Here is a 24,697-nt window from a genome sequence, read left to right as displayed (position 1 = left end):
TTGGATCGAGAGCTTATGCGCTCTTATCAAGTGCTTCCAATTCGTCGATCAGCCCTTCGATCATCGACAACCCCTTGCTCCAGAACGACGGATCGGTGGCGTCGAGGCCGAATGGCTTCAAAAGCTCCGAATGATGCTTGGTGCCGCCCGCCTTCAGAAGCTCGAAATACTTCTCCTGAAAGCCCTTGTCGGCCTTCTGGTAGACGGCATAGAGCGAGTTCACCAGGCAATCGCCGAAGGCGTAGGCGTAGACGTAGAAGGGCGAGTGGATGAAGTGCGGGATATAAGCCCAGTAGGTCTCGTAGCCTTCCGAGATCTTGATCGCCGGCCCGAGGCTTTCGGATTGCACTGAGAGCCAGAGTTCTCCGATATCATCCGATGTCAGTTCGCCGGCCTTGCGGGCGGTGTGGACTTTGCGCTCGAACTCGTAGAAGGCGATTTGGCGCACGACCGTATTGATCATGTCCTCGACCTTCTGGGCAAGCATCGCCTTGCGCTCACGCTTGTCCTTGGTCTTGTCGAGAAGGGCGCGGAAAGTCAGCATTTCGCCGAAGACGGATGCGGTTTCGGCAAGCGTCAGCGGCGTCTGGCACATAAGCGCGCCCTGGGCGCCGGCCAGAACCTGATGGACGCCATGGCCAAGCTCGTGGGCGAGCGTCATCACGTCGCGCGGCTTGCCGAGATAGTTGACGAGCACATAGGGGTGCGCCGACGGAACGGTCGGGTGCGCGAAGGCGCCGGGCGCCTTGCCGGGGCGGACGGGGGCGTCGATCCACTGCTCGTCGAAGAAGCGCTTGGCGATTGCGGCCATCTCCGGCGCAAAGTTGCCATAGGCCGACAGCACCGTGTCCTTCGCCTCGTTCCAGGAAATCACGGCATTGGAGGTTTCCGGCAGCGGTGCGTTGCGGTCCCAGAAGTTCATTTGGTCCATGCCGAGCCATTTTGCCTTCATCTTGTAGTATCGGTGCGAGAGGCGGGGATAGGCTTCCTTGACGGCAGCCGCCAGCGCGTCGACCACCTCGCGCTCGACACGGTTGGCAAGATGCCTGCTGTCAGCAATGTCCTCGAAGCCGCGCCAGCGGTCCGAGATGTCCTTATCCTTGGCGAGCGTGTTGGTGATCAGCGCGAAGATGCGCAGGTTTTCCTTGAAGGTCTTCGCCAGCGCCATCGCAGCCTTATGGCGAACCTCAGGATCCTTTTCCTGGAGCATGTTCAGCGTGACTTCGAGCGGCAGCTTCTCGCCGTCGACCTCGAAGCGCAGGTCCGCCATCGTCTCGTCGAACAGGCGGTTAAAGGCAGCCGCCGAGGTCATCGATTTTTCTAGGAACAGCTGTTCGAGCTTGTCTTCCAGCTGATAGGGCTTGTCCTTGCGCAGGTCGATGAGCCAGGGTCGGTAGTGGCCGGCATCCGGGTCGTTTGCCATGCAGGCATTGATGACGGCGTCGTCGATGCGATTGAGTTCAAGCGCAAAAAACAACAGATGGCTGGAGAATTCGGTGATCTTTGTCTGGGCGTCACCATAGAGCTTGCCGTTCACCGGGTTCGATGTGTCGGAGAAATAAGTAAGGCCGGCAAAGGAGCCGAGGCGCCCGATAATGTCGTCCAGCGCCTCATACTCCTTCAGTGCCTGACCGATGCCCTCGGCGCCTTTTTTTGTCGCGGCATCGGCAAGCTTGCCCTTCCACTTCTCTTCGAAGGCGATTGCCTGTCTGCCGGCCTTCTCCATGTCGGCGGTAAAGGCCGTGGACGTTGCGGAGGGGTAGAGATCCTGCAGCTTCCAGGTCGGCAGTTCGCCCAGAGCGGCGTCGGTCGCGGAGGCAGCAGAACTTGCCGAAAAATTAATGGCGGTGCCGGAGAGCGTGTTTTTCATCATCGGGGTCCTCTTCCTCTTTTGCGACAGGCTTGACTGTCTATGCCGCTAAAGGCTTGGCATCAAGGGGCTTTCGCCTGCCCACAAGCTCCGTTTCGGGTCGGATTCGGCCTCGTCACAAACGTTAAAATGCAATTGTTTCTCAAAACTGGATGTTCAAGCCTTTCTGCCAAAGTGCCTCTCAGGTTTCGCATGAAGTGAGGCAGCAATGACCGGTTACCATGAGCTCAAGGGTGCAGCGCAGATACTCGTCGTCGAGGACGACCCGATCCAGCGTCGACTGCTCAAGAACGCGATAGAGCGTCACGGCCACGTCGTCCATCAGGCGGAAAACGGCCGGATCGGGCTGGAGATGGTGAAGAGAGGCAGCGGCCTCTATAATGTCATCGTTCTCGACCTGATGATGCCGGAGATGACGGGCCTCGAATTCCTCGAGGCACTGCACGAATTCGGCACGCATGTTCCGGTGATTGTCCAGACAGGGCAGGGCGGTATCGAGACCGTGGTGCAGGCAATGCGCGCCGGCGCCTTCGATTTCGTCGTCAAGCCGGTCTCTCCGGAGCGGATTGCCAATTCGATCTCCAACGCCCTGAAGCTCGACCAGCGCGAGGTCAAGGCACGCGCCGGCCGCCGATCGCGCTCCGGCGCAGTCGGCTTCGATGATATCGTTTCGGCCAGCCCGGCAATGCTCCGCGTCATCGATCTGGCGCAGCGCGCAGCGCAGTCGAACATTCCTGTCGTGCTTGAAGGCGAGTCCGGCGTCGGCAAGGAACTGGTCGCCCGTGCGATCCAGTCCGGCAGCGACCGTTCCGGCAAGCCATTCGTCACGGTCAATTGCGGCGCCATTCCGCACAATCTGGTCGAAAGCATTCTCTTCGGCCACGAAAAGGGCGCCTTCACCGGTGCCACCGAAAAGCATATCGGCAAGTTCATGGAAGCCGATGGCGGCACCATCCTCCTCGATGAGATCGGCGACCTGCCGCTCGAGGTTCAAGTCAAGCTGCTGCGCGCCGTCCAGCAGGGGGAAATTGAGACCGTTGGCGCGCGCACTGCGCACAAGGTCAATGTCCGGCTGATTTCGGCGACAAACAAGGATCTGATCGAAGAGGTCAAGAACGGTCACTTCCGCGAGGACCTCTACTATCGCCTGAATGTCTTCCCGATCACCATTCCCGCGCTCCGCAAGCGAAAGGAAGACATTCCGCATCTCGTGCGCGTCTTCACCGAGCGCTTCTCGAGCGAGCAGAAGAACGGCCGTCGTATGTCGGTTAGCTCCGGTGCATTGGCTTTGCTCACAGCCTATGACTGGCCGGGCAATATCCGCCAGCTCGAGAACGCGATTTTCCGCGCGGTGGTCCTCGCCGAAGGCGGTGAGCTGACCGAAGCGGATTTCCCGCAGATTGCGGCACAGCTGCCCGAATACGAGGTCGTTGATCATTTGGCGCTGGTCGCCGACAACAGGCGTGTCGATCGACAAAACGACTTTTCAGCCACCGATTATCCGGCCCATCAGGCCAGCGTCGAAGAGGCGGTTGCACGAATCACGGAGGCGCCCGACAACGCAATTGCGAGCACAAACCCTGCCGGGGATGTGCGCAAGCTCGCGGATGTGGAGGAAGAACTGATCCGATTCGCCCTTAAATTCTATCGGGGGCAGATGAGTCAAGTGGCTCGGAAATTGGGTATCGGAAGGTCCACATTGTACCGGAAACTCAAGGATTACGGCATAGACCCCGACAATCCGCTGAAGGACGCGGCATAGGTTTTCTAATTAACACTCCGGCAATCATCTTTTGTTACGAAACATAAACCACTTGTTAGTGGGCTGTTCACTATGTAAAGAAAAGGTTGAACGCGTGTGGCATTTTTGCCATCGTGTGACCGCATTTAACAGTCAACGGTGTCAAAGAGGGACCATCGGCTGTCTGACGGGGATTGAGTTGCCGGATCTGAATCGGAATACGAGACCTTCGCGCTTGAACTGGCGCACAAGGTCCACGGGCCTTTGCGGAAAGGTGTTTAGGACGGCTATGGCCGCCCTTCTCGCACTCGCCGTTTCGTCGCCTGTTCTAGTCAGTTCGCCTTCCGAGGCGGCAGGCGAAACGCGTAGTCTCAAACTCTATTTCGTCCATACCGGCGAAAAAGCCGTCATCACCTACAAGCGCAACGGCCGGTTTGACCCGAAGGGTCTCCAGCAACTGAACCGGTTCCTTCGCGACTGGCGTAAGAACCAGCCGACGAACATGGACCCGCGCCTTTTCGACCTCATCTGGGAAGTCTACCGTCAGAGCGGCTCGCGCGACTACATCAACGTCGTCTGCGGCTTCCGTTCTCCGGCCACCAACGCCATGCTGAAGTCGCGTTCGCGCAATTCCGGCGTCGCCGAGAAGAGCCAGCATATGCTTGGCAAGGCGATGGATTTCTTCATTCCCGACGTCAAACTGGCCACTTTGCGCGGCATCGGCATGAAAATGCAGGTCGGCGGCGTTGGATTCTATCCGAAATCCGGCTCTCCCTTCGTCCACATGGACGTCGGCGGCGTCCGCGCCTGGCCGCGCATGAGCCGCGAAGAACTGGTCCGGCTCTTCCCCAACGGCAACACGATGCACATCCCATCGGATGGCCGTCCGCTGCCGGGCTACGAGCAGGCGGTGGCCGATTACAAGCGTCGCGTGAGCTCGACGCAGGTGCAGATGGCAAGCTCCGGCGCCTATTCGGGCTCGTCGGTCGGCGATCAGCCAAAGCATAAGACGCTGTTTGCAGCCCTGTTTGGAGGCGGCGCCGACGAGGCCGAAGACAGCTCCGATGATGATAGCAGCGCAGCAGTGGCGGTCGCGAAGGCGACGCCGCCAGCGGCTAACATGCCGAACGCCGCCAATCCCGGCGAGCAAGTGCCCGCGCAGGCTACTGAAGTCGCAAGTGTAAACGCGCCGATTCCGCAGGTGCGTCCGGCGTTCGCCAATCAGCCAGGCGGTAGCGAGATGGCCAGCGCCCTCGTCGCTCCGCAATCCGGAAATGCAGCGCAGCAAGCCCTTTCCGCTGTGACCGAGCAAGGTCAGCAGCAGTTCGCGGATCTCAGCGCCTACAGCGTACCGGTTCCTTCCCTACTCGGACCGCGCCGCTCTCCAGGAGACGCGGAAGTCGCCTCGGCTGATCCATCTGCGATGACGGGGAATCTCGCAGCGGTTCCGACGCCGGGTGAACGACCGGCGCTTGCCGAAAAGCTTCTGGCCGCGGCGAGTGCCGATGCCGAAGCTGAGGACGACATGGTGGACCAGGAAGATACGCTTTCTCCGGCCGTTGCCGATGCCCTCGACCAGCAAAATGTTGATGGCGATCGTCAAGTCGCATCCAACCAGGCGCCGGTCACGAGCGTCGAGCAGGCTATTAACGCGGCAATGCCGCAAAAGGTTCCGGGCGAAAGGCCGCAATTGCAGCTTGCCGCTCTGGTGCCGGCGACGAAGTCCGCAAGCTTCGGCGATGCGTTCGATGCACCGAAGCCGACCGATGCGAATGGACTGTCGCAGGGCCTGCCGACCAAGGGCGGCCGCCCGACGAAGCATGAGGCGGCAGAGGCCGACGCCAGCCGCGCAACGGTTCGCACCGAGCCGAAGCTGACGCAGAAGATCATCTCGCAGTGGGCGCTCACCAATGCCCGCATGGAAATGGTCACCAAGCCGGTCAAGGCGCCTCGCTTCGTCAGCCAGACGCTTCGTGCCCAGCCGACCGCGGTCTATGCCGAGGGCTTCACGAAGACAGCCTCCATCGATCCGGGCCGCTTCAGCGGCACTGCGGTCAACTTCATGGAAGTGCGGAAGTTCGACTCGAACTAAGTCGGACAGAACAAGAATTTCGAAGAGCCGTCGGAGCAATCCGGCGGCTYTTTTGTTTTCCGGGCCAGGGCGGAAAAATCGGGCAACGCGGTCACATCCCAGAAAGAGCGGTTGATTTTCGTTTCCATTTAGAGAATAAAGCGCCTCCCGTATTCTTTTCGAGCGAATATATGGATCTGTCGTCAATTGAAATCTTCAAGGCAGTCGCGGCGCATTCCAGCGTCACGAAGGCGGCGGCCGCAGTGGGGCGTGTGCCGTCGAACGTCACGACGCGCGTCCAGCAGCTCGAAGAGGATCTTGGGGTGGCGCTGTTTTCTCGAGACGGCAAAAAGATGTCGTTGACGCGCGAAGGCACGATCTTTCTATCCTATGCGACACGTCTTGCCGATCTGGCCGTGGAAGCAAAGCAGGCCGTGCGGCCGCTGGCTGCATCGGGCGTGATGCGCGTCGGAACGATGGAAAGCACGGCCGCGAGCCGACTCCCCGAGGTCATCAGGCGGTTCGGGTCGCTGTGGCCCGACGTTTCCCTGCAATTGACGATGGGGGCGACACGGGAGCTCATGCAGAGCGTGCTCGCCGAAGAGCTGGATTGCGCGTTGATCGCGCGGCCGCCGCAGACGTCGCTGGACGAGACGCGCTATGCCGATCTCGACCTCGGCCGGTTTGAAGCGCGGCGGATCTATCTCGAGGATCTGATCCTCGTCCTTCCGCCGAAGCATCCCGAGGTGAAAGCCGCAGCCGATCTGCGTGTCGGGACGCTCGCCGTGATGGAACCAGGCTGCACCTATCGGCGCATGGCCGAGGAGTGGGCTGAGGACGCCGCTTCGCCGCGCACGCTCGAGCTCGGCTCCTATCATGCGATCCTCGCCAGCATTGTCGCCGGCAACGCCTTCGGCGTCATGCCGCGCTCCGTCTACGACCTTCTGCGCTGGCCCGCCGATATCGTCACCCGCGATATTGGCGCAGTGGAGACCTTTCTCGTTCGCCGCAAGGGTGACCGATCGGACGCGTTCGAGGCTTTTCACGATGTCCTCATTGCCTCGAGGGGCAGGGACGGCCTCTCACCTCCAAGCGGCTGACCTCTGCGCGCAACCTTCTTGCAACCCGCACGCTTCGTTTCACAAACTGTCGGTTCGTCATGTCAGATTCCAGCACTCCCAAGGCCCTCGGCCGCCGCTTGTTTTCGCCGATCCTCGCCGGCGCCACGCTGCGTGAGCGCATGCTTGCCTGCCTTGGCGCGCTGATTGCGATCGCGCTGACAGGCATGGTCTGTGGCTACTTTTTCGGCCAGGGCCCGCACCTGCCGCTAATCGTCGCGCCGATGGGGGCTTCGGCCGTGCTGCTTTTCGCCGTGCCGGCAAGTCCGCTGGCACAGCCCTGGTCGATCATTGGTGGCAACACGATCTCCGCCATGATGGGCATTCTCGCCGCACACTTCATTCACGAACCGATCATCGCGATCGGCGTCGGCGTCTCGTTGGCGATCGGCGCCATGTCGTTCACCCGCTGCCTGCACCCGCCGGGTGGCGCCGCGGCGCTGACCGCCGTGCTGGGCGGCCCGGCGGTAGCGAGCTGGGGGCTGCTTTTCCCCTTTGTGCCGGTGGCGCTGAATTCCTGCATCCTGGTGGCGCTCGGCATTGTTTTCCATAAACTGGGACGGCGAAACTATCCGCACGTCGCCGTGCCGGCGCCGGTCAATACGCATCAGACGATCGATCCGCCGTCCGTGACACGGATAGGCTTCCGCGAGGAAGACGTCGATGCGGCGCTGGCGAAGTTCGAGGAAACGTTCGATATCGATCGTGGTGACTTGAGCCGCTTGCTGCGGCAGGTCGAGGTAGAGGCTGCCGTTCGTTCCCATGGCACCGTCAGCTGCGCCGATATCATGTCGCGTGATGTGATTGCGGTCGGGGAGAATGCCACGGCGGAGGATGCGCGCGCGCTGCTTTTGAAGCACAACATCCGCACGCTGCCCGTTAAGGATGGCACTGGGCGATTGATCGGCACGGTCGGGCTGCGCGAATTGATGCAGGCCGAGCAGGTTGCCGGCCATATCGTGACGGCGGCAACCGCTCCTCCAGATGCGCCGGCCGTCAGTCTGTTGCCCGTCTTGACGGACGGGCGCACCCACGCCGTTGTCATCGTCGATCCCACCGGCCATGTCGTCGGGCTCATCTCGCAGACGGACCTGCTAAGCGCCACGGCCCACATGCTGCCGGAACGGACGGCGCGGATCGCGGCCTGAATGGCGGCTAGAAGAGAGTGGGCGGTCCGAACTGCAGGTATGCGGCTAGACTAAGCGCGGAAAGCGAGATGGCAAACGGCGGCGCCGGCGTGCGCATCGTCCAGCCGAGAAGCAGGCCTAGCGCCGCGATCAGCATGCCGAGCCATGGTCCGTTGCCGGCGAAGGCCAATCCGAGAGCGGAAAGGCTGACGGCGCTGGCGATCATGGTCAGCGGCGCAGTTGCCACCGCGGCCTGTGTTTCGCCGCGAAAGATGCTGCTGAAGCGCGGCCAGCTCAAGGCAATGGCAAGAACGAGGAGGGCGGGGGCGATCTTGTGGAGTTGCATCAGCGCGCACCCATGACCAAACGATGATCACCGTCGAAACCGTTCGTGTCGCGAACGTTCAGGCGTGCTGCAAGCGCACTGCCGACCGCAATCAGTACCGGATTGTCGTAGCCGATCGCCGCAATTCCCTCAGGGATGGTTGCGAGCGTGCCGCTCCAGTCACGTTCGGTCGAACGGCTCACGTCGCTGATGATGATGGCCGGCGTTTCCGGCGGCAGGCCTTCCTCGATCAACCGGTCGGCGATGAGCGGTGCCGTCCTGCCACCCATGTAGAAGACAGCTGTGGTGTGGCGATCGGCGACAGCGGCCCAGTCGACATCGATCGGCAGGCCGCCATGACGAGAATGGCCGGTGATGAAGCGGACGGATTGGGCATGGTTGCGATGCGTCAGCGAAATCCCGAGGCGGGAGGCCATGGCGCTTGCGGCTGTTATGCCGGGGATGACATCGACGGGGATGTTTTCGCGATCGAGATGGGCAATCTCTTCGCCGGCGCGGCCGAAGATCATCGGATCGCCGGACTTCAGTCGTACGACCCGCTTGCCTGATTTGGCGAGCTTCACCATCATGGCGTTGATGTCTTCCTGGCGGCAGCTTGTGCGGCCACCGCGCTTGCCAACCAACATGCGCTTGGCTTCTCGCCGGGCAAGCTCCAGAACCTCTGAAGAAACCAGGTCGTCGAAGAGGATCACGTCTGCGGCTTGCAGGGCGCGGACGGCCTTCAACGTCAGAAGCTCCGCATCACCCGGGCCGGCGCCGACCAGCGTCACGCGACCGCGCGAGGAGTGGGCGGGCGCTTCCCGAAGCCTGTCGGCCTCCTCGAGAAGCAGCCCGCCGACGCCCTCCTCCGGCGTATCCGAACTTGAAAAGGCGCGATCGACAAATCGCTCCCAAAAGGCGCGGCGGAGCGGGCCGGGAGTCAGTCGTTCATTGACCCGGTCGCGCAATGTCTGAGCGAGTTCAGCCCAACCCTTCAGTGTCCAAGGCAGCAATGTCTCGATGCGACGCCGGATCGCCTGGGCGAGGATCGGGGCGGCGCCATCCGTCGAGATCGAGACGACGACGGGTGAGCGGTTGACGATGGAGCCGAACTGGAACTGGCAGAAGGCAGGCTTGTCTATGACGTTGACTGGGACGCCGGCCATGCGGGCGGCGTCGAAGAAGGCTTTCGCCTCGTCCTCTTCCTCACAGTCGGCGATGGCGATGGCCGCGCCGGCGAAGATGGTTTCATTCCAGCCATGGCAGTGACGGACGAAACTGCCCCGAGGATGCTCGGCGCCGCGCGAGATCAGGTTCTCGAAAGTGTCGGAAACCGCGTCGGCGTAGACATGCACCTCCGCGCCGCAGGCAGCGAGAAGCTCGGCTTTCCAGGCGGCGGCATCGGATCCGCCGGCGACGATCACGCGCTTGGATTCAAGTGCCCAGAACACCGGCAGCTTGGCAAGCGGTTCCATGCGGGCGGGTGCTTCATTCCGCGGCTGCTGCAAGACATCCATCGATGATCCCCCTGATTTCGGCGCGGCACGAGCCGCAGTTGGTTCCGGCATTGAGTTCCTTGCCGACGGCTTCGACGCTGTGGCAGCCGCCGCGTACAGCGGCGACGATCTGGTTGACGCCGACGCCGAAGCAGGAGCAGACGGTGGCACCCGGATCGGGCTTGTCTGCGCCCGGGCGACCGGCAACGAGAGCGAAGCGCTTGCGCAGATTGGTGTGCTCGGCGGTGAGCTGCGAGATCGCCCAGTTGCGCGCAACAGCCACCGGTTCGCGCGCCAGGAACAAGGCGGCAAGCAGTCGCTGGCCGCCAAAGAAGGCAAGCCTCAGATCGCCGGATTGCTGGTCGGCGTAACCAAGCGGCTCGACGCCCTCGGGAATAGCGAAGGTGCTGCGGCACCACGTGCACCAGTCCTCGACCGGCCGGTCGAAGGCGAGCTCCACTCGCCAGCCGCCTTCGGCCTTTGCCAGCGCCCAATAGGCGGCATCGAGGTGATCAGGCTTGGCTGCGGAAACGGCAAAGCCGTAGCGCGCCGCTTTGAAGCGTCGAGCAGCAACCGCACCATTCTTCGATGCCGGCTGGCCGGAGATTGCGTCGGTCAAGGGTGCGACGACGGCGTCGATGCGTGCCTTCGCGGCGAACTGATCGTTCCAGTGCATCGGTACGAAAATGCTGCCGCGCGCCTGGCGCTCGGTGATCAGGGCGCGAACCAGGGCTTTGCCGTGAGGGCTTTCGATTTCGACGAGGCCGGCATTGCCGACGCGGATCTCGATGGCGTCGCGCGGATGAAGCTCTGCGAAGGGCTCGGCGATGTGCGAGGAGAGCCGCGCACTTTTGCCCGTCCGGGTCATCGTGTGCCACTGGTCGCGGATACGGCCGGTGTTCAGTGTGAAGGGATAGTCGGCGCTGGTGCGATCCGAGGCGACCGGTTCGACGGCGATGAAACGTGCCTTGCCGTCGGCGTGGTAGAAGCCGCCCTTGGCGAAGAAGCGGGTCTCGGTCGCGTTGTGGCCTGCGGGCTGTGGCCACTGGAAAGGGGGGAGTTCGTCGTACGACTGACGGTTCAAGCCGACGTATGCGCCGATATCAAAGTCGCGACGGCCGTTGTTCTCGAAGGCGGAGAGAGCGGCGTGCTCGTCGAAGATTTCGGCATTGGAGCTGAAGTCGAAGGCTTGGGCAAAATCCATGCGACGCGCCACTTCGGCAAGCTGCCACCAGTCGGCGCGGGCCTCTCCCGGTGCATCGAGGAAGGGGCGCTGGCGGGAGATGCGGCGCTCGGAGTTGGTGACAGTGCCGCTCTTCTCACCCCAGCCGAGCGAGGGCAGAAGGACATGGGCGTGACGGGCGGTGTCTGTGCTTTTCAGGACATCGGAGACCACGACGAAGGGACAAGCCTTGATGGCGGCCTCGACGGCGTCGGCATCCGGCATGGAAACAACCGGGTTGGTCGCCATGATCCAGAGCGCCTTGATGCGGCCGTCGGCGACAGCCCTGAACATGTCGACGGCCTTCAGGCCCGGCTTTTGCGCAATGGCCGGCGCATTCCAGAAGCGCTGGACACGGTCGCGGTCCTCGGCATTTTCGATGGCCATGTGGGCGGCAAGCATGTTGGCAAGCCCACCGACTTCGCGACCACCCATCGCATTCGGCTGGCCGGTGAGCGAGAACGGGCCCATGCCCGGCCGGCCGATGCGGCCGGTGGCGAGATGACAGTTGATGATGGCGTTGACCTTGTCGGTGCCAGATGAGGACTGGTTGACGCCCTGGCTGTAGCAGGTGACGACCTTCTCGGTCGTGGCAAAGAGGCGGTAGAATTCGCGAAGCTGCATGGCCGGCAGGCCGGTCATATCAAGCACCTCGTTGAAGGAGACGCCTGTGGCAGCCGTAAAGGCCTCCGCAAAGCCGTTGGTATGTTCGGCGACGTAGTTCTGGTCGATGGCGTTGCTTGCGATCAGGTGTTCGAAAAGGCCGACGAAAAGGGCAACATCGCTGTCCGGGCGGATGGCGAGATGCAGGTCGGCGATATCTGATGTCATCGTCCGCCGCGGATCGATGACGACGACCTTCATGCCGGGGCGCGCGGCCTTGGCCGCCGCCAGCCGCTGGTAGATGACCGGGTGGCACCAGGCGAGGTTCGAGCCGGTGAGGATCACCAGATCGGCAAGCTCGATGTCTTCGTAGGTGCCCGGCACTGTGTCCGAGCCGAAGGCGCGGCGGTGACCGGCGACGGAGGACGACATACAGAGCCGCGAATTGGTGTCGATGTTGGCCGAACCGATGAAGCCCTTCATCAGCTTGTTGGCGATATAGTAGTCCTCGGTCAGCAGCTGGCCGGACACATAGAAAGCAACGGAATCGGGGCCGTGCTCGGCGATGGCATCGGAAAATCGTTGCGCGACGAGGTCAAGCGCCTGTCCCCATTCCGCCCGCTCCCCCGCAATTTCCGGATGGAGGATGCGCCCGTCGAGATCGACGGTTTCTCCGAGCGCCGAGCCCTTCGAGCACAGCCGCCCGAAGTTGGAGGGATGGTCCGGGTCGCCCTTGACGGACACCTTGCCGTCTTCCGCGAGCTTGGCGATGACGCCGCAGCCGACACCGCAATAGGGACAGGTTGTCTTGACCTCTTTCTGCATCATTCGGCTGCCATCATCAGGCTTTCAAGCGCGATGTAGAGGGCGCCGTCCTCGTTGCGGACGGGAATGGTCCGCACTTCGCCCTCATCGGCGCCGAGCGCCTTGCCGGTTTCGAGCGAGATCACCCAGTTGTGCAACGGGCAGGTGACTGCCTTGGCATGGACGATGCCCTGGGAGAGCGGCCCGCCCTTGTGCGGGCAGTGGTCCTCGATGGCGAAGACCTCGTTTTCGGCCGTTCGGAAGACGGCGATCTTTCCCTGGGGTGTCTTCACGCAGCGAGCGCCCCGCAGCGGAATGTCGGAGATGTCGCCGATTGAAATCCAGTTCATATCAATCTCCTTACTCAGCGGCCTGCGGGTAACCGATGGTCGCCATCGGCTTGAACTCATGCTTGTCCTTGCCGGAGACGCGCTCCGACCAGGGATCGACCTGGGCGAATTTCTGGGAGAAGACGAAGCGATCGTAGTAAGCCTCGCGCTTGTCGGCGTCGCCCATGATCTGGCGGCGTATTTCCTCCAAGCCGACGCGCTTTGCCCACTTGTAGATGCGCTCGAGATAGCGGGCCTGCTCGCGATACATCTGTGTCAGCGCCACGATATGCTCCAGCGCCTCGTCCTCGGTCCTGACGAGGCCGAGGACCTCCGTGCCCTTGATGTCGAGGCCGGCGGCGCCGGCGAAGTGGATCTCGAAACCCGAGTCGACGCAGATGACGCCTATATCCTTGCAGGTCGCTTCGGCGCAGTTGCGCGGGCAGCCGGAGACGGCGAGCTTCAGCTTCGCCGGCGTCCAGGAGCCCCACATGAACTTCTCGATGCGGATACCGAGGCCGGTGGAGTCCTGCGTGCCGAAGCGGCACCAATCGGAGCCGACGCAGGTCTTCACCGTGCGCAGGCCCTTGGCATAGGCCTGTCCGGAAACAAATCCTGCCTTGCCGAGATCGGCCCAGACAGCCGGCAGGTCTTCCTTCTCGATGCCGAGCAGGTCGATGCGCTGGCCGCCCGTCACCTTCACCATCGGGATTTCGAACTTGTCGACGACATCAGCGATGGCGCGCAGTTCGTTGGAGTTCGTCACGCCGCCCCACATGCGCGGAACGACGGAATAGGTGCCGTCCTTCTGGATGTTGGCGTGGACGCGTTCGTTGATGAAGCGCGACTGGTAGTCGTCGGCATATTCGTCCGGCCAGTCGCAGACGAGGTAGTAGTTGAGAGCCGGGCGACACTTGGCGCAACCGCACGACGTCTTCCATTCGAGCTCCTGCATGACGGCAGGGATGCTCTTCAGACCCTTGGCCTTGATGAGGCGGCGGACGTCGTCATGGCTGAGTTCGGTGCAGGTGCACATCGGCGTGACGGCGGCCGGGTTGTAGCTGTCGCCAAGCGTCAGCGTCATCAGCTTTTCAACGAGGCCGGTGCAGGAGCCGCAGGAGGCGGACGCCTTGGTGTGGGCGCGCACGTCGTCCAGTGACGTCAGGCCTTTGGACGTGATCGTCGACGTGATCTTGCCCTTGCATACGCCGTTGCAGCCACAGATTTCCGCGTCATCCGGCAAGGCTGCAACGGCCGCCATAGGGTCCAGCGGCGACCCTCCCTGGTAGGCCTGACCAAAGATCAGCGTTTCGCGCATTTCCTTGATATCGGTCTGTTTCTTTTTCAGATCGTTGAACCAGGCGCCGTCGGCGGTTTCGCCGTAGAGCACGGTGCCGATGATCCTGTTGTCCTTCAACACGAGGCGCTTATAGACGCCGGCTGAGGCGTCGCGCAGCACGATTTCCTCTCGGTCGTCGCCATCGGCGAAGTCACCGAGCGAGAAGAGCTCGATGCCTGTCACTTTGAGCTTGGTCGGCGTGTCGGAATGCACGAAGGCAGCGGAACGGTCGCCGGATAGATGCGAGGCGGCGACGCGGGCCATCTCGTAAAGCGGAGCGACAAGGCCGTAGACCATGCCGCCGACTTCGGCGCATTCGCCGAGCGCCATGATGCTGCCGTCCGAGGTCAGCATGCCGTCATCGACGACGATGCCGCGGTTGACGGCAATGCCGGCGTCCTTGGCGAGCCCAACGCTCGGGCGGATGCCGACCGCCATGACGACGAGGGTCGCCGGAATGATACGGCCGTCGTCGAGCTCGATGCCCTCGACCTTGCCGTTACCGATGATGGCCTTGGTATTGGCCTTGCAGATGACCTTGATGCCTCGCTCTTCCACTGCCTTCTGCAGGAGATAGCCGGCAGCAGGATCGAGCTGGCGCTCCATCAGTGTCGGCATGACATGCAGGACAGTGACGTCCATGCCGCGAGAGGCAAGGCCGGCCGCCGCTTCAAGGCCGAGCAGGCCGCCGCCGATGACGATCGCTTTCTCGCGAGACTGGGCGGCGAGCAGCATCGCCTGCACGTCGTCGAGGTCGCGATAGGTGATGACGCCGGGCAGATCCTTGCCGGGCACGGGAATGATGAAGGGCACGGAGCCGGTGGCGATCACCAGCTTGTCGTAGCTTTCCGTGACGCCGTGATCCGACGTGACCGTCTTGGCCGCACGGTCGATCTTGATGATCTTGTGGCCCTTGTAGAGGGTGATGCCGTGCTTGATGTACCATCCATCGCCGTGGATGATGATCTCTTCGTAGTCCTTTTCGCCGGACAGAACCGGCGAGAGCATGATGCGGTCGTAGTTGACGCGCGGCTCGGCGTTGAAGATCGTGACCTGATATTGGCCCGGCGTCCTTTCGAACAGGTGCTCGAGCATGCGCCCGGGCGCCATGCCGTTGCCGATGATGACAAGCTTCTCAGTCATGGTTTCAGGTCCTCAGATCAGGTGGCAGCGACGGCTTGGGCGGAGAGGCCACGGCGGTCGAGTTGCTTGACCGACAGGTGCATCCAGACCAGCGAAATGATCACGATCGCAAAGAGCAGCATGAAGCAGCTCGACCAGAGGCCGGTCATATCCTTGAGAAAGCCGAAGGCGATCGGCAGGATGAAGCCGCCAAGGCCGCCCATCATGCCGACGATGCCGCCAACGGCGCCGACGCTTTCAGGGTAGTAGGCCGKGATGTGCTTGTAGACGGCGGCCTTGCCGAGGCTCATGACGAAGCCGAGAGCGAAGATGACGACGATGAAGACCGCAGGCGTGATGCCGACCGTTGCGCTTGCGCCGGCAGCCGGGAGTGACAGGATGAGTGTCGCGACAGCTGCGACGGCGAACATCACATACATCACGCTGCGGGCGCCCTTCTTGTCGGAGACAACACCGCCGAATGCACGAAAGATGCTGCCCGGAATGGAATAAGCGGCTGCGACCATGCCTGCAGTTGCTAGATTGAAGCCGTAAACACCGACCAGATAGCGGGGCAGCCACAGCGACAGGGCAACGAAACCGCCGAAGGCGAAGAAGTAGTAGAGGGAGAAACGCCAGACCTGGACGTTTTTCAGCGGCGCGAATTCCTGTGCCAGGCTCTTGGAGGCAACCTTGCCCTCGCGGCGAAGGCGGAAGGCTGGATCATCCGTTGTGGTGAACCAGAAGACGATTGCCATTAATGCCAGGCCGACCGCCCAGATCTGAGCAACCGCCTGCCAGCCCCAGGCGATCAAGACGAAGGGTGCCGCGAATTTGGTCACTGCGGCGCCGACGTTGCCGGCACCGAAGATGCCGAGCGCCGTTCCCTGCTTTTGAGGCGGGAAGAAGGGCGAGACATAGGCGACGCCGACTGCGAAGGAGCCGCCGGCAAGGCCGACGCCGAGGCCGGCGATCAGCATCTGCGTGTAGGTCTGGGCATAGGAGAGGAGGAAGGTCGCCAGGGCAGCAGCCAACATGGTGAGCGTGTAGACGAGGCGGCCGCCATAACGGCCGGTCCAGATGCCAAGGACGATACGGACAAGCGAACCGGTCAGAACGGGCGTGCCGACCAGCAATCCGAACTCGGCTTCGTTCAGGCCGAGATCCTGTTTGATGCGGATGCCGATGATCGCGAAGATCGTCCAGACGGCAAAACAGAGGGTGAAGGCAATCGTGGACATCCACAATGCTTTGGCTGGTTCGCCGGCGGACATGGACTGCGTGTTCCTGATAACAGACATGGCTTCTCCGGGGCCCGACAAGGTCGTGCCTATCCATCGCTAGGGGTTAAAAACAAAAAGCCGCTGGTCAGGGCGCGCTTTCACTAGACGTGCGCGAGATATCCTGATCAGCGGCTTTGCTGTGGGCGCCCGTCGTTGGACGCGGAATTCTTGGCCTGTTGGCCTGCTTATAACAAAGCAAGGGCCGTGCCAGTTTTAGTAAGCTATTGGTTTTGAATGAAAATCGTTGGTCGCGGAGATCCCGCGAACGTCCTCGGTGTCAACGCACGTGCAACAATCACTCTAAAATTTGTGCAATGCGTATAAAATAAGCACGTGCTCAGCGGCGAGCTTGGCTCGCGATATAGCTGTCGACGTCATCGGGATCGAACAGGCCGCCGTCGAAGAAGCCGTCCGGCCCAAGGGTTAGCGCGCCGCTCGAGCCGACGGGCGTCTCGACCTTGAGCGCACCCTCCACCTTCGAACTCGCCGCCGGCATCGAGACATCAAGCGCCTTCAAGGCGCTTCGGTAAATATCGGGCCTGTAGGTGTCGTTGGCGATCTGCTGGTTTTCTGCGGTATGCCGGATGTGCCCCCAGCGAACCATCTGCGTGTAGAACCACAAGGCGTGGCTCTTCCAAGGGAACGTCGCTGCCTTGGCATTGGGGACAAAGAAGTCCTTGATGCTCAGCGTCTCCTTCCCGCCAATGTGCAGCAGACCGGTCAATGCGGGTAGCAGACTTTCCAAAGGCCGATCGACATAGGCGGGCTTCGCGAGCAGCTTGGCAAGCTCCTCGTGATTGCGGATGTCGGCGCACCAGCGGGAGGCCGTGTAAAGCGCCCGCAGGAGGGCCGCGAGCGCTTCCGGATGCCCGTCGGCCCAGCGGCTGTTGACGCCAAGCACCTTTTCAGGGCTCGATTTCCAGATGGCGGCCTTCACCGTCGCCAGATGCGCGCGGTTATGGAGCACGCCGAGTGTGTTCCATGGCTCGCCGGCGCAGTAGCCGTCGATGAGGCCTGATGTCAGCGCGTCCGCCATATCGGGCGGAGGCAGGACGCCGATCTCCACATCCTTGTCGGGATCGATGCCGCTTGCGGAGAGCCAGTAGCGCAGCTCGTAGTTATGACCTGAATAGGGGTGGACGACGCCGAAGCGCAGACGCTCGCCGTTCCTGTTATCAATGACGCGCCGCAGGGCAAGGCCGCTCGCGTGGGCGTCGAGATCGGGCGAGGCACCGCATGCGGCCATCTCGCTCCAGACGTCGGCGGAGACAGTCACGGCATTGCCGCCAAGTCCAAGCGCCATCGGCACGATCATACGCGGCGCCGGCGCGGTCAGTCCGAGATTGCAGGCGATCGGCATGGGGCCGAGAATATGCGCCACGTCGAAATGGCTGACCGCAAGCCGGTCGCGAATCGTCGCCCATGAGCGTTCACGCACGAGCCTCAGCTCGATGTCCTGTTCCGCTGCAAAGCCCTTCTCCTTGGCGGCGACCAGAATTGCGCTGTCGAGAAGCGGCAGAAAGCCGGCGGTGATCTGATGTGTGCTCGTCATGCGTCGGTTCCCGGATCCAGAAGGCTCGCAGCCGTGATCAGGCTTTGGGCAATCTCGACGATTTTTCTATTCTGGTTCATGGCCGTTCGCCGCATGAGCGCATAGGCCTCATCTTCGCTCAGTCCACGGGATCGCATCAGAAATCCCTTCGCGCGGTCGATCAGCTTGCGGTTTTCCAGTTCGCCGCGCGTTTCCTCCAACTCGCGGTTCAGGCGCGAGAAGGCATTGAAACGGCTGATCGCCATCTTGAGGATCGGGCGGACACGCTCCTGCTTCAGACCGTCGACGATATAGGCGGAGACGCCGGCCTCGACGGCGGCCTCGATGGAGGCCTCGTCCGACTGGTCAACGAACATTGCAATGGGGCGCTTAACCGCGCGGGAAATCTGGAAGATGCTTTCCAGCATGTCGCGGTTCGGGTTCTCGAGGTCGATGACGATGACGTCGGGGTTGATCTCCGTGATACGCCTCGCGAGGCCGTTCATGTCGTCGATGATCGTGACGTTGTCGTAGCCTGCCTCCCGCAGGCCAACATCGATGATCGACGCGCGGATGCTGTTCTCGTCGATGACGAGCACGTTGAGGTCACCAGGCTTGGAAGAGCGGTTGGCCACGGGGTCTACCGCCGGTCGTCAGGGATTTGCGTCAGATGAGATAGCGTCGGCATTGATATCGCGAAAGGTGCCATGCTGCGGTTGTCTTGCCCTATGATCTCTGAGGCCAAGGTCGAAGTCCCTTGTGCGGCATTGAATGCGCGAACGACGCCTCAAAATCAAGCAATTTGTTTCAATGCTTATTCTATGAGCATTGGCGAGGGCGGCGGGCGCAGCGTTCCCACGCAAATTTGCACAGGGTTGAGCTTCCTACACTGCGTTACATATCGCGATGGAGCCTGACATATCAGCGATACGTCGCGCAGACCAGATTACCCACGTTTTCAACCTCAGCCGCGCCTCCCGACCATTTCAAGCCCGGCATCCCATAGATTAAAGGAGCGACCGCATGAACCGCCGTATCGTTTCCACCTTCGCACTGGCACTCGCCACCAGCGTCATCGCCTTTGCGTCCCAGGCCGCTGACATCAAGAACATCGTCATTGTTCACGGCGCCTTCGCCGACGGATCCGGCTGGCGCCAGGCCACCGAAATCCTGGAGCGGCGCGGCTTTCACGTTACGGTCGTACAGGAACCTTTGACCTCGCTCGCCGACGACGTCGCTGCGGCGAACCGCGTGCTGGACCTGCAGGATGGGCCGACGCTACTGGTCGGGCATAGCTATGGCGGCATGGTCATTACGGAAGCCGGCCGGAACCCGCATGTCGAGGGACTTGTCTATGTGGCGGCCTTCCAGCCTGACAAGGGCGAAAGTGTAGCTACTCTTGCGGCCTCAAAGCCTCCGGCCGGAAAGGGCATCAAGGAAACCAAGGACGGCAAGTATCTCTATCTCGATCCAAGCGTCTTTCACGCCGATTTTGCCGCCGACCTGCCTAAGGCCGAAGCAGCCTTCGTGGCGCAGTCACAGGTCTTTGCTGCGAAAGAGGTCTTTGGCACCAAAGTCGGGGAACCTGCCTGGCGGACGAAAAAGAGCTGGTCCATCGTGGCGACCGAGGATCGCTCCATCAACCCCGAACTGGAGCGGACCATGGCAAAGCGTGCCGGCAGCGTGGTCACCGAGATCAAGTCCAGTCACGCGGTCTTCGCCTCGCAGCCGAAAAAGGTTGCTGACGTGATCGAGAAGGCGGCCAAGGAAGCCGGCAGATAAGTTCTGCCCGACCCAATCGCAAACAAAATAGCCGCCGAGAATGTCGGCGGCTTTGAAGGTAAGGCGCGAAACGATCAGCCTTCCGGCGGAGCTTCGATCATGCCGAGTGCATGCAGATAGGTGTCGAGGATTGCGTCCTCTTCCATACGTTCCTGCTCGTCCTTTTTGCGCAGCGCAACGACCTTCTTGAGGATCTTGGTATCGAAGCCCATGCCCTTGGCTTCGCCGTAGACGTCCTTGATGTCGTCGGCGATGGTCTTCTTTTCTTCTTCCAGGCGTTCAATGCGCTCCACAAAGGCGCGAAGCTGATCGCGGGCGACGCCATGAGCATCAGACATCGTGTTCTCCTGATTGGGGGTGGGAAAATTCGGATGGCGTTGACTGCCGCGAAGCGTGTCCGGGGTCAAGCCGATTCGAGCCGCACAGGAATTATTTGTGCGGCTTGTTCAGCTCAAACGCTGCTTTTTGCTCCGCCGAGGCGTCGTTCTGGTGGAGGTTCTTCCAATCGTCATACGGCATGCCGTAGACGATTTCGCGCGATTCGTCTTTGGAGAGCGGAACTCCGTCCGTCTCGGCTGCTTCGCGGTACCAGTTGGACAGGCAGTTGCGGCAGAAGCCCGCAAGGTTCATCAAATCGATGTTCTGGACATCGCTGCGCTCGCGCAGGTGCTCCACGAGGCGACGAAAAGCCGCAGCCTCGAATTCGGTCTGTTGTTGTCTCGTCAGGGCGGCCATCTCGGTCTCCTTTATTCGTACGGACCGGTGCGCGACACATGCACGTTGTACTCGTGCAGTGCCGGATCGGCATTCATGGTCTCGAAGATCGGTGCGAGACGGTCCGCCCACGCAGCAATACCCGGCTCGTCGCCGATCAGATCCTGGCGTACCTCGAGCAGCGCGTGCGGAATGCCGGTCAGCATGCAATGTCGATACATTGTATCGCCCTTCAGCGCGCCGTCGTAAGGCTCGTTGTCACCGACCACGAGATCGGGATCGCTGCGCAACAAATCAAGCAAGGGGGCGACTGCGCGCTTGTCGGTATCCCACAGGACGGCTGCGTGCCAGGGGCGGGGAAAGTGTTTCCAGACCGGCGTGTAGGAATGAAGCGAGAGAACGAGCGGCGCACTCCCGGTCTTGTTGGCGACTCTGTCGATCGTTTCGCTGACGGCATTGTGATAGGGCCGGTGGAACGTTTCGATCCGGTAATTCCACTCCTCCACGGTGATCGGATGGTTGCCCGGCACGATCGCGCCGTCCGATATCTTCATGATCAGCGTGGGGTCGTCTTCGCCCCGGTTCGGGTCGATCAGCAACCGCGAAAAGCCGCCCAGGACGGCGGGCACTCGGAGCCTCGTCGACAGGTTCCTGACAAGTCCCTCGATGCCGATGTCATAGGCGATGTGGCGCTCGAAGGCATTGTCCGGCAAGCCAAGTCGTCCATAGCGCTCCGGCAGTCGATTCATCGCGTGATCGCCGAGCAGCACCATGCCTTTGTCATGATCGCCGGCTAGTAGTTCAAATGATTTGAAAGTGCTCATGGATGAAATGTCGATCGCAGTTTACGGGGCCGTCTTTGATCGCACGCGTCACCGATGGGTTCAAGCGCGCTTGGCAAGCAAAGGCTGCGGCCCGGCCGAAGTACGGTCGGTCATCTAGGATATAATCGATTAGCATTGCGTTGACATTCGCCGGGAGGCAGCGCAAGAAAGCACAAACATCGAATAACCGGGAGCCAATTGGAAGTCGTGTTGATCCAGACCGCGCCAAGTTTCCTTACGCGTTCCGGGCCGCTTGCCCGTTTTGCCCTTTTTGTCCTTGCGGCGTTCTCGCCGTTCTTCATTGCCGATGTGGCCCGCGCGGATTTCCGTGTGTGCAACGGAACGCAGAATCTGGTGGGCGTGGCGATCGGATATCGAGCCAAGGATGGCTGGATGACGGAAGGCTGGTGGCAAGTGCCGGCGACGACCTGTGCGACGCTGATCGAGGGGGAGTTGCAGTCCCGATACTATTATCTCTACGCCGAAGACGCTGCCCGGGGAGGCCGATGGACGGGTGACGTGCAGATGTGCGTGGCGGAAAACGAGTTCAAGATCACGGGAGTCAATGATTGCTACGCCCGTGGCTATCAAAAGATGGGGTTCAAGGAATATGACACGGGCCGCCAGGGCAGCTGGATGGTTCAACTTTCCGATACCCCAGGCACCCAAGAAAGCCCGAATCAATGAAGCGCAACCGCAAAGTTAAAATCCTCGCCACCCTCGGACCCGCCTCGTCCGAGGAATCGATGATCGAGAAGCTGCACCAGGCCGGTGCCGACGTCTTTCGCATCAACATGAGCCACGCCAGCCATGACGTGATGCGCACGCTGATCAAGCGTATCCGCGCCGTCGAAGCGCGCTCCGGCCGTCCGATCGGCATCCTTGCCGACCTGCAGGGCCCGAAGCTGCGCGTCGGCAAGTTCGCCGAAGGCAAGGTCGACCTGAAGCCGGGCGACACCTTCACGCTCGACAACAAGGACATTCCCGGCGACGCCACCCGCGTGTTCCTGCCGCATCCGGAAATTCTGGAATCGGTGCAGCCCGGTCACCGCCTGCTGATCGACGACGGCAAGCTCGCCCTGCGCGCTGAAAAGTGCGACGGCAAGAGCATCGTCACGACGGTCATTTCCGGCACGAAGATTTCCGACCGCAAGGGCGTCAGCCTTCCCGACACGCTGCTCACCGTCGGGGTTCTGACCGACAAGGACCGCACCGACCTCGCAGCTGTTCTCGAAACCGACGATGTCGACTGGGTCGCGCTCTCCTTCGTGCAGCGCCCGGAAGATCTGGCTGAAGTGCGCAAGATCGCGCGCGGCCGTGTCGGCATCATGTCGAAGATCGAAAAGCCGCAGGCGATCGAGCGCATCGAGGAAATCATCGAGCTGTCCGACGCGCTCATGGTCGCCCGTGGTGACCTCGGCGTCGAAATGCCGCTCGAATCCGTGCCGGGCATCCAGAAGCAATTGATCCGCGCCTGCCGCCGTTCGGGCAAGCCGGTCGTCGTCGCGACGCAGATGCTGGAATCGATGATCTCCGCGCCGGTTCCGACCCGCGCCGAGGTGTCCGACGTCGCCACGGCCGTCTTCGAAGGCGCCGATGCGGTGATGCTATCGGCGGAATCCGCTTCGGGTGACTACCCGGTCGAAGCGGTCTCGACGATGGCCTCGATCGCCAGCGCCATCGAGCGCGAGCCGCACTATCCTGGTATTATCTACGCGCAGCGTGCGCAGCCGGAGGCAACCGGCGCCGACGCGATTTCGCTCGCGGCCCGGCAGATCGCCGAGACGCTGCGCCTGTCGGCCATCGTCTGTTATACCTCGTCAGGCACAACCGGCTTGCGCGCCTCGCGCGAGCGCCCGCAGGTGCCGATCCTGGCGCTGTCGCCTGTCATCCAGACGGCTCGCCGCCTTGCCATCGTGTGGGGCCTGCACTGCGTCGTCACGCATGACGCGACCGACCTTGACGACATGGTCAACCGTGCCTGCCGCATAGTAGCCGATGAAGGCTTCGGCAAGCCGGGCGACCGCATCATTATCTCGGCCGGCGTGCCGCTCGGGACACCTGGTGCCACCAACATGCTGCGCATCGCCTATATCGGCTCCGACGGCCAGAGCGGCGTCTAAGATTTTCCGTAGGGATTGAACGAAAGCCCGTCGCCTGACCTAGGCGACGGCTTTTTTTGTTGTGCGCCCAGCATGGGCGCATTCTTGTGGGTGGAAGTCCCACCGTAAGCTGGTCACAGCGAGCGAAGTGAAGTGCAACTGCGGAAGGGTGACCAACCGTGGGGAGGAAGCGTGGATCGAACCTGCGGGCCGATGGACAAGAACCGGATATGTGATGATCCCGAAGCCAGGGGGCGGCGAGCGCGAGCTTGGCATCCCCACGGTGCTGGACCGTCTGATCCAACAGGCGCTCCTGCAAGTCCTCCAGTCTATTCTTGATCCGACTTTTAGTCAGCACAGCTACGGCTTCCGTCCTGGAAGGAGTGCACACGATGCCGTCCTGGCGGCGCAATCGTTCGTGCAGTCCGGACGGCGGGTTGTCGTGGACGTTGACCTGGAGAAATTCTTCGACCGGGTTGACCATGACATCCTGATCGACCGTCTGCGCAAGAAAATCCCCAATCCCGGCGTGATCCGCTTGGTACGGGCCTATCTGAACGCCGACATTGTTGATGGGGGTGTGGTCCTCAAGCGGACCCGAGGCACGCCGCAGGGTGGGCCGCTGTCGCCGCTTCTGGCCAATGTGTTGCTGGATGAGGTGGACAAGGAACTTGAACAGCGGGGCCATGCCTTCTGCCGCTATGCCGACGACTGTAACGTCTACGTGCGGTCACAGCGGGCGGGCRAGCGGGTGATGGCTCTGCTGCGGCGTCTCTATGGCCGACTTCGCCTTAAGGTGAASGAGACCAAGAGCGCCGTTGCCACCGTCTTCGGYCGCAAATTCCTCGGCTATGCTTTCTTCAAAGCACCAGGGCGGGTGGTCAAGAGACGGGTTGCCGAYAAGGCAAYCAAGGCGTTCAAGGAGCGCATTCGCGAACTGACACCGCGCGTGACGGGTCGATCCCTGAAAGCGGTGGCAGAACGGCTGCGCCTCTTCGTGCGCGGATGGAAAGCCTACTTCCGGCTGGCGCAAACACCTCGGGTCTGGCAAGCGCTGGACGAGTGGATGCGCCATCGTGTGAGGGYAATCCAGCTCAAGCAATGGAAGCACGGCAGGACGATCTTTCGGGARATGATGGCAAGGGGAGCSAAACCTGGGGTGGCCCAGCAAGTGGCAGCAAATGCCGGTCGCTGGTGGCGCAACAGCGGCAAGCTCCTTAACGCCACCCTCACCATTAGATGGGCTGACCAACTTGGAATGCCCAGGCTCGTCTAACCTCAATCTCTCGAACCG

The 24,697-nt window shown here is 61.8% G+C and carries 19 protein-coding genes and 2 pseudogenes; 9 read left to right on the top strand and 12 right to left on the bottom strand.

The window, feature by feature from the left end:
- Positions 1-13 precede the first annotated feature (13 nt).
- Positions 14-1,870 carry a M3 family oligoendopeptidase gene (locus AC1DE4_RS16125; RefSeq protein WP_477882047.1) on the bottom strand — a complete coding sequence of 619 codons (1,857 nt, stop codon included), beginning with the start codon at positions 1,868-1,870 and terminating at the stop codon, positions 14-16.
- Between the two features lie 208 nt (positions 1,871-2,078).
- Here AC1DE4_RS16125 and AC1DE4_RS16120 point away from each other — a divergent pair.
- From AC1DE4_RS16120 to AC1DE4_RS16100, 5 genes and pseudogenes are all read left to right on the top strand, one after another.
- Positions 2,079-3,336 (top strand): annotated as a pseudogene (locus tag AC1DE4_RS16120) (sigma-54-dependent transcriptional regulator); the annotation flags it as partial.
- A gap of 71 nt (positions 3,337-3,407) precedes the next feature.
- A pseudogene (locus AC1DE4_RS16115) lies at positions 3,408-3,632 on the top strand (helix-turn-helix domain-containing protein); the annotation flags it as partial.
- Between the two features lie 178 nt (positions 3,633-3,810).
- Positions 3,811-5,703, top strand: coding sequence for a peptidoglycan L,D-endopeptidase MepK (locus AC1DE4_RS16110; protein WP_192241593.1), 1,893 nt, complete (start codon positions 3,811-3,813; stop codon positions 5,701-5,703).
- Positions 5,704-5,873: 170 nt separating this feature from the next.
- Complete coding sequence (locus AC1DE4_RS16105) at positions 5,874-6,782, top strand: LysR substrate-binding domain-containing protein (RefSeq protein ID WP_192241594.1); 909 nt, start codon at positions 5,874-5,876, stop codon at positions 6,780-6,782.
- A gap of 59 nt (positions 6,783-6,841) precedes the next feature.
- On the top strand, positions 6,842-7,948 hold the full coding sequence (locus tag AC1DE4_RS16100; protein WP_192241595.1) for an HPP family protein: 1,107 nt from the start codon (positions 6,842-6,844) through the stop codon (positions 7,946-7,948).
- 7 nt (positions 7,949-7,955) lie between these two features.
- Here AC1DE4_RS16100 and AC1DE4_RS16095 read toward each other — a convergent pair whose 3' ends face one another.
- From AC1DE4_RS16095 to AC1DE4_RS16060, 8 genes are all read right to left on the bottom strand, one after another.
- On the bottom strand, positions 7,956-8,273 hold the full coding sequence (locus tag AC1DE4_RS16095) for a hypothetical protein (RefSeq protein WP_113471946.1): 318 nt from the start codon (positions 8,271-8,273) through the stop codon (positions 7,956-7,958).
- The gene (gene cysG / locus AC1DE4_RS16090; protein WP_113471947.1) at positions 8,273-9,769 is read right to left on the bottom strand and encodes a siroheme synthase CysG; all 1,497 of its coding nucleotides are present in this window, start codon (positions 9,767-9,769) and stop codon (positions 8,273-8,275) included. Before cysG ends, AC1DE4_RS16095 begins: the two co-directional genes overlap by 1 nt.
- Positions 9,741-12,398, bottom strand: a complete 2,658-nt coding sequence (locus AC1DE4_RS16085; protein ID WP_192241596.1) for a nitrate reductase — start codon at positions 12,396-12,398, stop codon at positions 9,741-9,743. Before AC1DE4_RS16085 ends, cysG begins: the two co-directional genes overlap by 29 nt.
- Positions 12,398-12,727 carry a nitrite reductase small subunit NirD gene (gene nirD / locus AC1DE4_RS16080; protein WP_018860287.1) on the bottom strand — a complete coding sequence of 110 codons (330 nt, stop codon included), beginning with the start codon at positions 12,725-12,727 and terminating at the stop codon, positions 12,398-12,400. The genes AC1DE4_RS16085 and nirD overlap by 1 nt, the downstream gene beginning before the upstream one ends.
- Before the next feature lie 10 nt (positions 12,728-12,737).
- Positions 12,738-15,188, bottom strand: coding sequence for a nitrite reductase large subunit NirB (gene nirB / locus AC1DE4_RS16075; protein WP_018860288.1), 2,451 nt, complete (start codon positions 15,186-15,188; stop codon positions 12,738-12,740).
- 17 nt (positions 15,189-15,205) lie between these two features.
- Positions 15,206-16,468, bottom strand: coding sequence for an MFS transporter (locus AC1DE4_RS16070; protein ID WP_477882031.1), 1,263 nt, complete (start codon positions 16,466-16,468; stop codon positions 15,206-15,208).
- Positions 16,469-16,787: 319 nt separating this feature from the next.
- Positions 16,788-18,002, bottom strand: coding sequence for a CmpA/NrtA family ABC transporter substrate-binding protein (locus AC1DE4_RS16065; RefSeq protein WP_169682296.1), 1,215 nt, complete (start codon positions 18,000-18,002; stop codon positions 16,788-16,790).
- A complete protein-coding gene (locus tag AC1DE4_RS16060; RefSeq protein ID WP_169682294.1) occupies positions 17,999-18,616 on the bottom strand; it encodes an ANTAR domain-containing protein in 618 nt (205 codons plus the stop codon). The genes AC1DE4_RS16065 and AC1DE4_RS16060 overlap by 4 nt, the downstream gene beginning before the upstream one ends.
- Positions 18,617-19,004: 388 nt before the next feature.
- Between AC1DE4_RS16060 and AC1DE4_RS16055 the strand changes: the two genes are divergently transcribed.
- Positions 19,005-19,763: an alpha/beta fold hydrolase gene (locus tag AC1DE4_RS16055; RefSeq protein ID WP_169682292.1), complete on the top strand. Its 759-nt coding sequence runs from the start codon at positions 19,005-19,007 to the stop codon at positions 19,761-19,763.
- 74 nt (positions 19,764-19,837) lie between these two features.
- Here the strand turns inward: AC1DE4_RS16055 and AC1DE4_RS16050 are convergent, their stop codons facing one another.
- From AC1DE4_RS16050 to AC1DE4_RS16040, 3 genes are all read right to left on the bottom strand, one after another.
- On the bottom strand, positions 19,838-20,101 hold the full coding sequence (locus tag AC1DE4_RS16050; RefSeq protein ID WP_007527482.1) for a DUF2312 domain-containing protein: 264 nt from the start codon (positions 20,099-20,101) through the stop codon (positions 19,838-19,840).
- 91 nt (positions 20,102-20,192) lie between these two features.
- Entirely contained in the window at positions 20,193-20,498 is a 306-nt protein-coding gene (locus AC1DE4_RS16045) for a DUF1244 domain-containing protein (RefSeq protein WP_018860293.1), read from the bottom strand.
- A gap of 11 nt (positions 20,499-20,509) precedes the next feature.
- Entirely contained in the window at positions 20,510-21,301 is a 792-nt protein-coding gene (locus AC1DE4_RS16040; RefSeq protein WP_025658049.1) for an N-formylglutamate amidohydrolase, read from the bottom strand.
- A 198-nt stretch (positions 21,302-21,499) separates the two neighbouring features.
- Here AC1DE4_RS16040 and AC1DE4_RS16035 point away from each other — a divergent pair, with 198 nt between their 5' ends.
- From AC1DE4_RS16035 to ltrA, 3 genes are all read left to right on the top strand, one after another.
- On the top strand, positions 21,500-21,988 hold the full coding sequence (locus AC1DE4_RS16035; RefSeq protein ID WP_025658050.1) for a DUF1036 domain-containing protein: 489 nt from the start codon (positions 21,500-21,502) through the stop codon (positions 21,986-21,988).
- Positions 21,985-23,424 (top strand): pyruvate kinase, encoded by a 1,440-nt coding sequence (gene pyk, locus AC1DE4_RS16030; RefSeq protein ID WP_018860297.1) that lies wholly within the window; start codon positions 21,985-21,987, stop codon positions 23,422-23,424. Before AC1DE4_RS16035 ends, pyk begins: the two co-directional genes overlap by 4 nt.
- Positions 23,425-23,638: 214 nt before the next feature.
- On the top strand, positions 23,639-24,679 hold the full coding sequence (gene ltrA / locus AC1DE4_RS16025) for a group II intron reverse transcriptase/maturase (protein ID WP_477882028.1): 1,041 nt from the start codon (positions 23,639-23,641) through the stop codon (positions 24,677-24,679).
- Positions 24,680-24,697 lie beyond the last annotated feature (18 nt).

The sequence above is a fragment of the Rhizobium sp. 10N414 genome (assembly GCF_056394785.1).
This window is presented reverse-complemented; position numbering and strand designations above follow the sequence as displayed.

Bases quoted from the DNA above. Each gene is read 5' to 3' on its own strand.
- AC1DE4_RS16055 (WP_169682292.1), top strand. From the start codon at position 19,005: ATGAACCGCCGTATCGTTTCCACCTTCGCACTGGCACTCGCCACCAGC.
- nirD (WP_018860287.1), bottom strand. From the start codon at position 12,727: ATGAACTGGATTTCAATCGGCGACATCTCCGACATTCCGCTGCGGGGC.
- AC1DE4_RS16105 (WP_192241594.1), top strand. From the start codon at position 5,874: ATGGATCTGTCGTCAATTGAAATCTTCAAGGCAGTCGCGGCGCATTCC.
- AC1DE4_RS16040 (WP_025658049.1), bottom strand. From the start codon at position 21,301: ATGAGCACTTTCAAATCATTTGAACTACTAGCCGGCGATCATGACAAA.
- AC1DE4_RS16125 (WP_477882047.1), bottom strand. From the start codon at position 1,870: ATGAAAAACACGCTCTCCGGCACCGCCATTAATTTTTCGGCAAGTTCT.
- AC1DE4_RS16095 (WP_113471946.1), bottom strand. From the start codon at position 8,273: ATGCAACTCCACAAGATCGCCCCCGCCCTCCTCGTTCTTGCCATTGCC.
- cysG (WP_113471947.1), bottom strand. From the start codon at position 9,769: ATGGATGTCTTGCAGCAGCCGCGGAATGAAGCACCCGCCCGCATGGAA.
- AC1DE4_RS16085 (WP_192241596.1), bottom strand. From the start codon at position 12,398: ATGCAGAAAGAGGTCAAGACAACCTGTCCCTATTGCGGTGTCGGCTGC.
- AC1DE4_RS16045 (WP_018860293.1), bottom strand. From the start codon at position 20,498: ATGGCCGCCCTGACGAGACAACAACAGACCGAATTCGAGGCTGCGGCT.
- AC1DE4_RS16050 (WP_007527482.1), bottom strand. From the start codon at position 20,101: ATGTCTGATGCTCATGGCGTCGCCCGCGATCAGCTTCGCGCCTTTGTG.
- pyk (WP_018860297.1), top strand. From the start codon at position 21,985: ATGAAGCGCAACCGCAAAGTTAAAATCCTCGCCACCCTCGGACCCGCC.
- nirB (WP_018860288.1), bottom strand. From the start codon at position 15,188: ATGACTGAGAAGCTTGTCATCATCGGCAACGGCATGGCGCCCGGGCGC.
- AC1DE4_RS16065 (WP_169682296.1), bottom strand. From the start codon at position 18,002: ATGACGAGCACACATCAGATCACCGCCGGCTTTCTGCCGCTTCTCGAC.
- AC1DE4_RS16100 (WP_192241595.1), top strand. From the start codon at position 6,842: ATGTCAGATTCCAGCACTCCCAAGGCCCTCGGCCGCCGCTTGTTTTCG.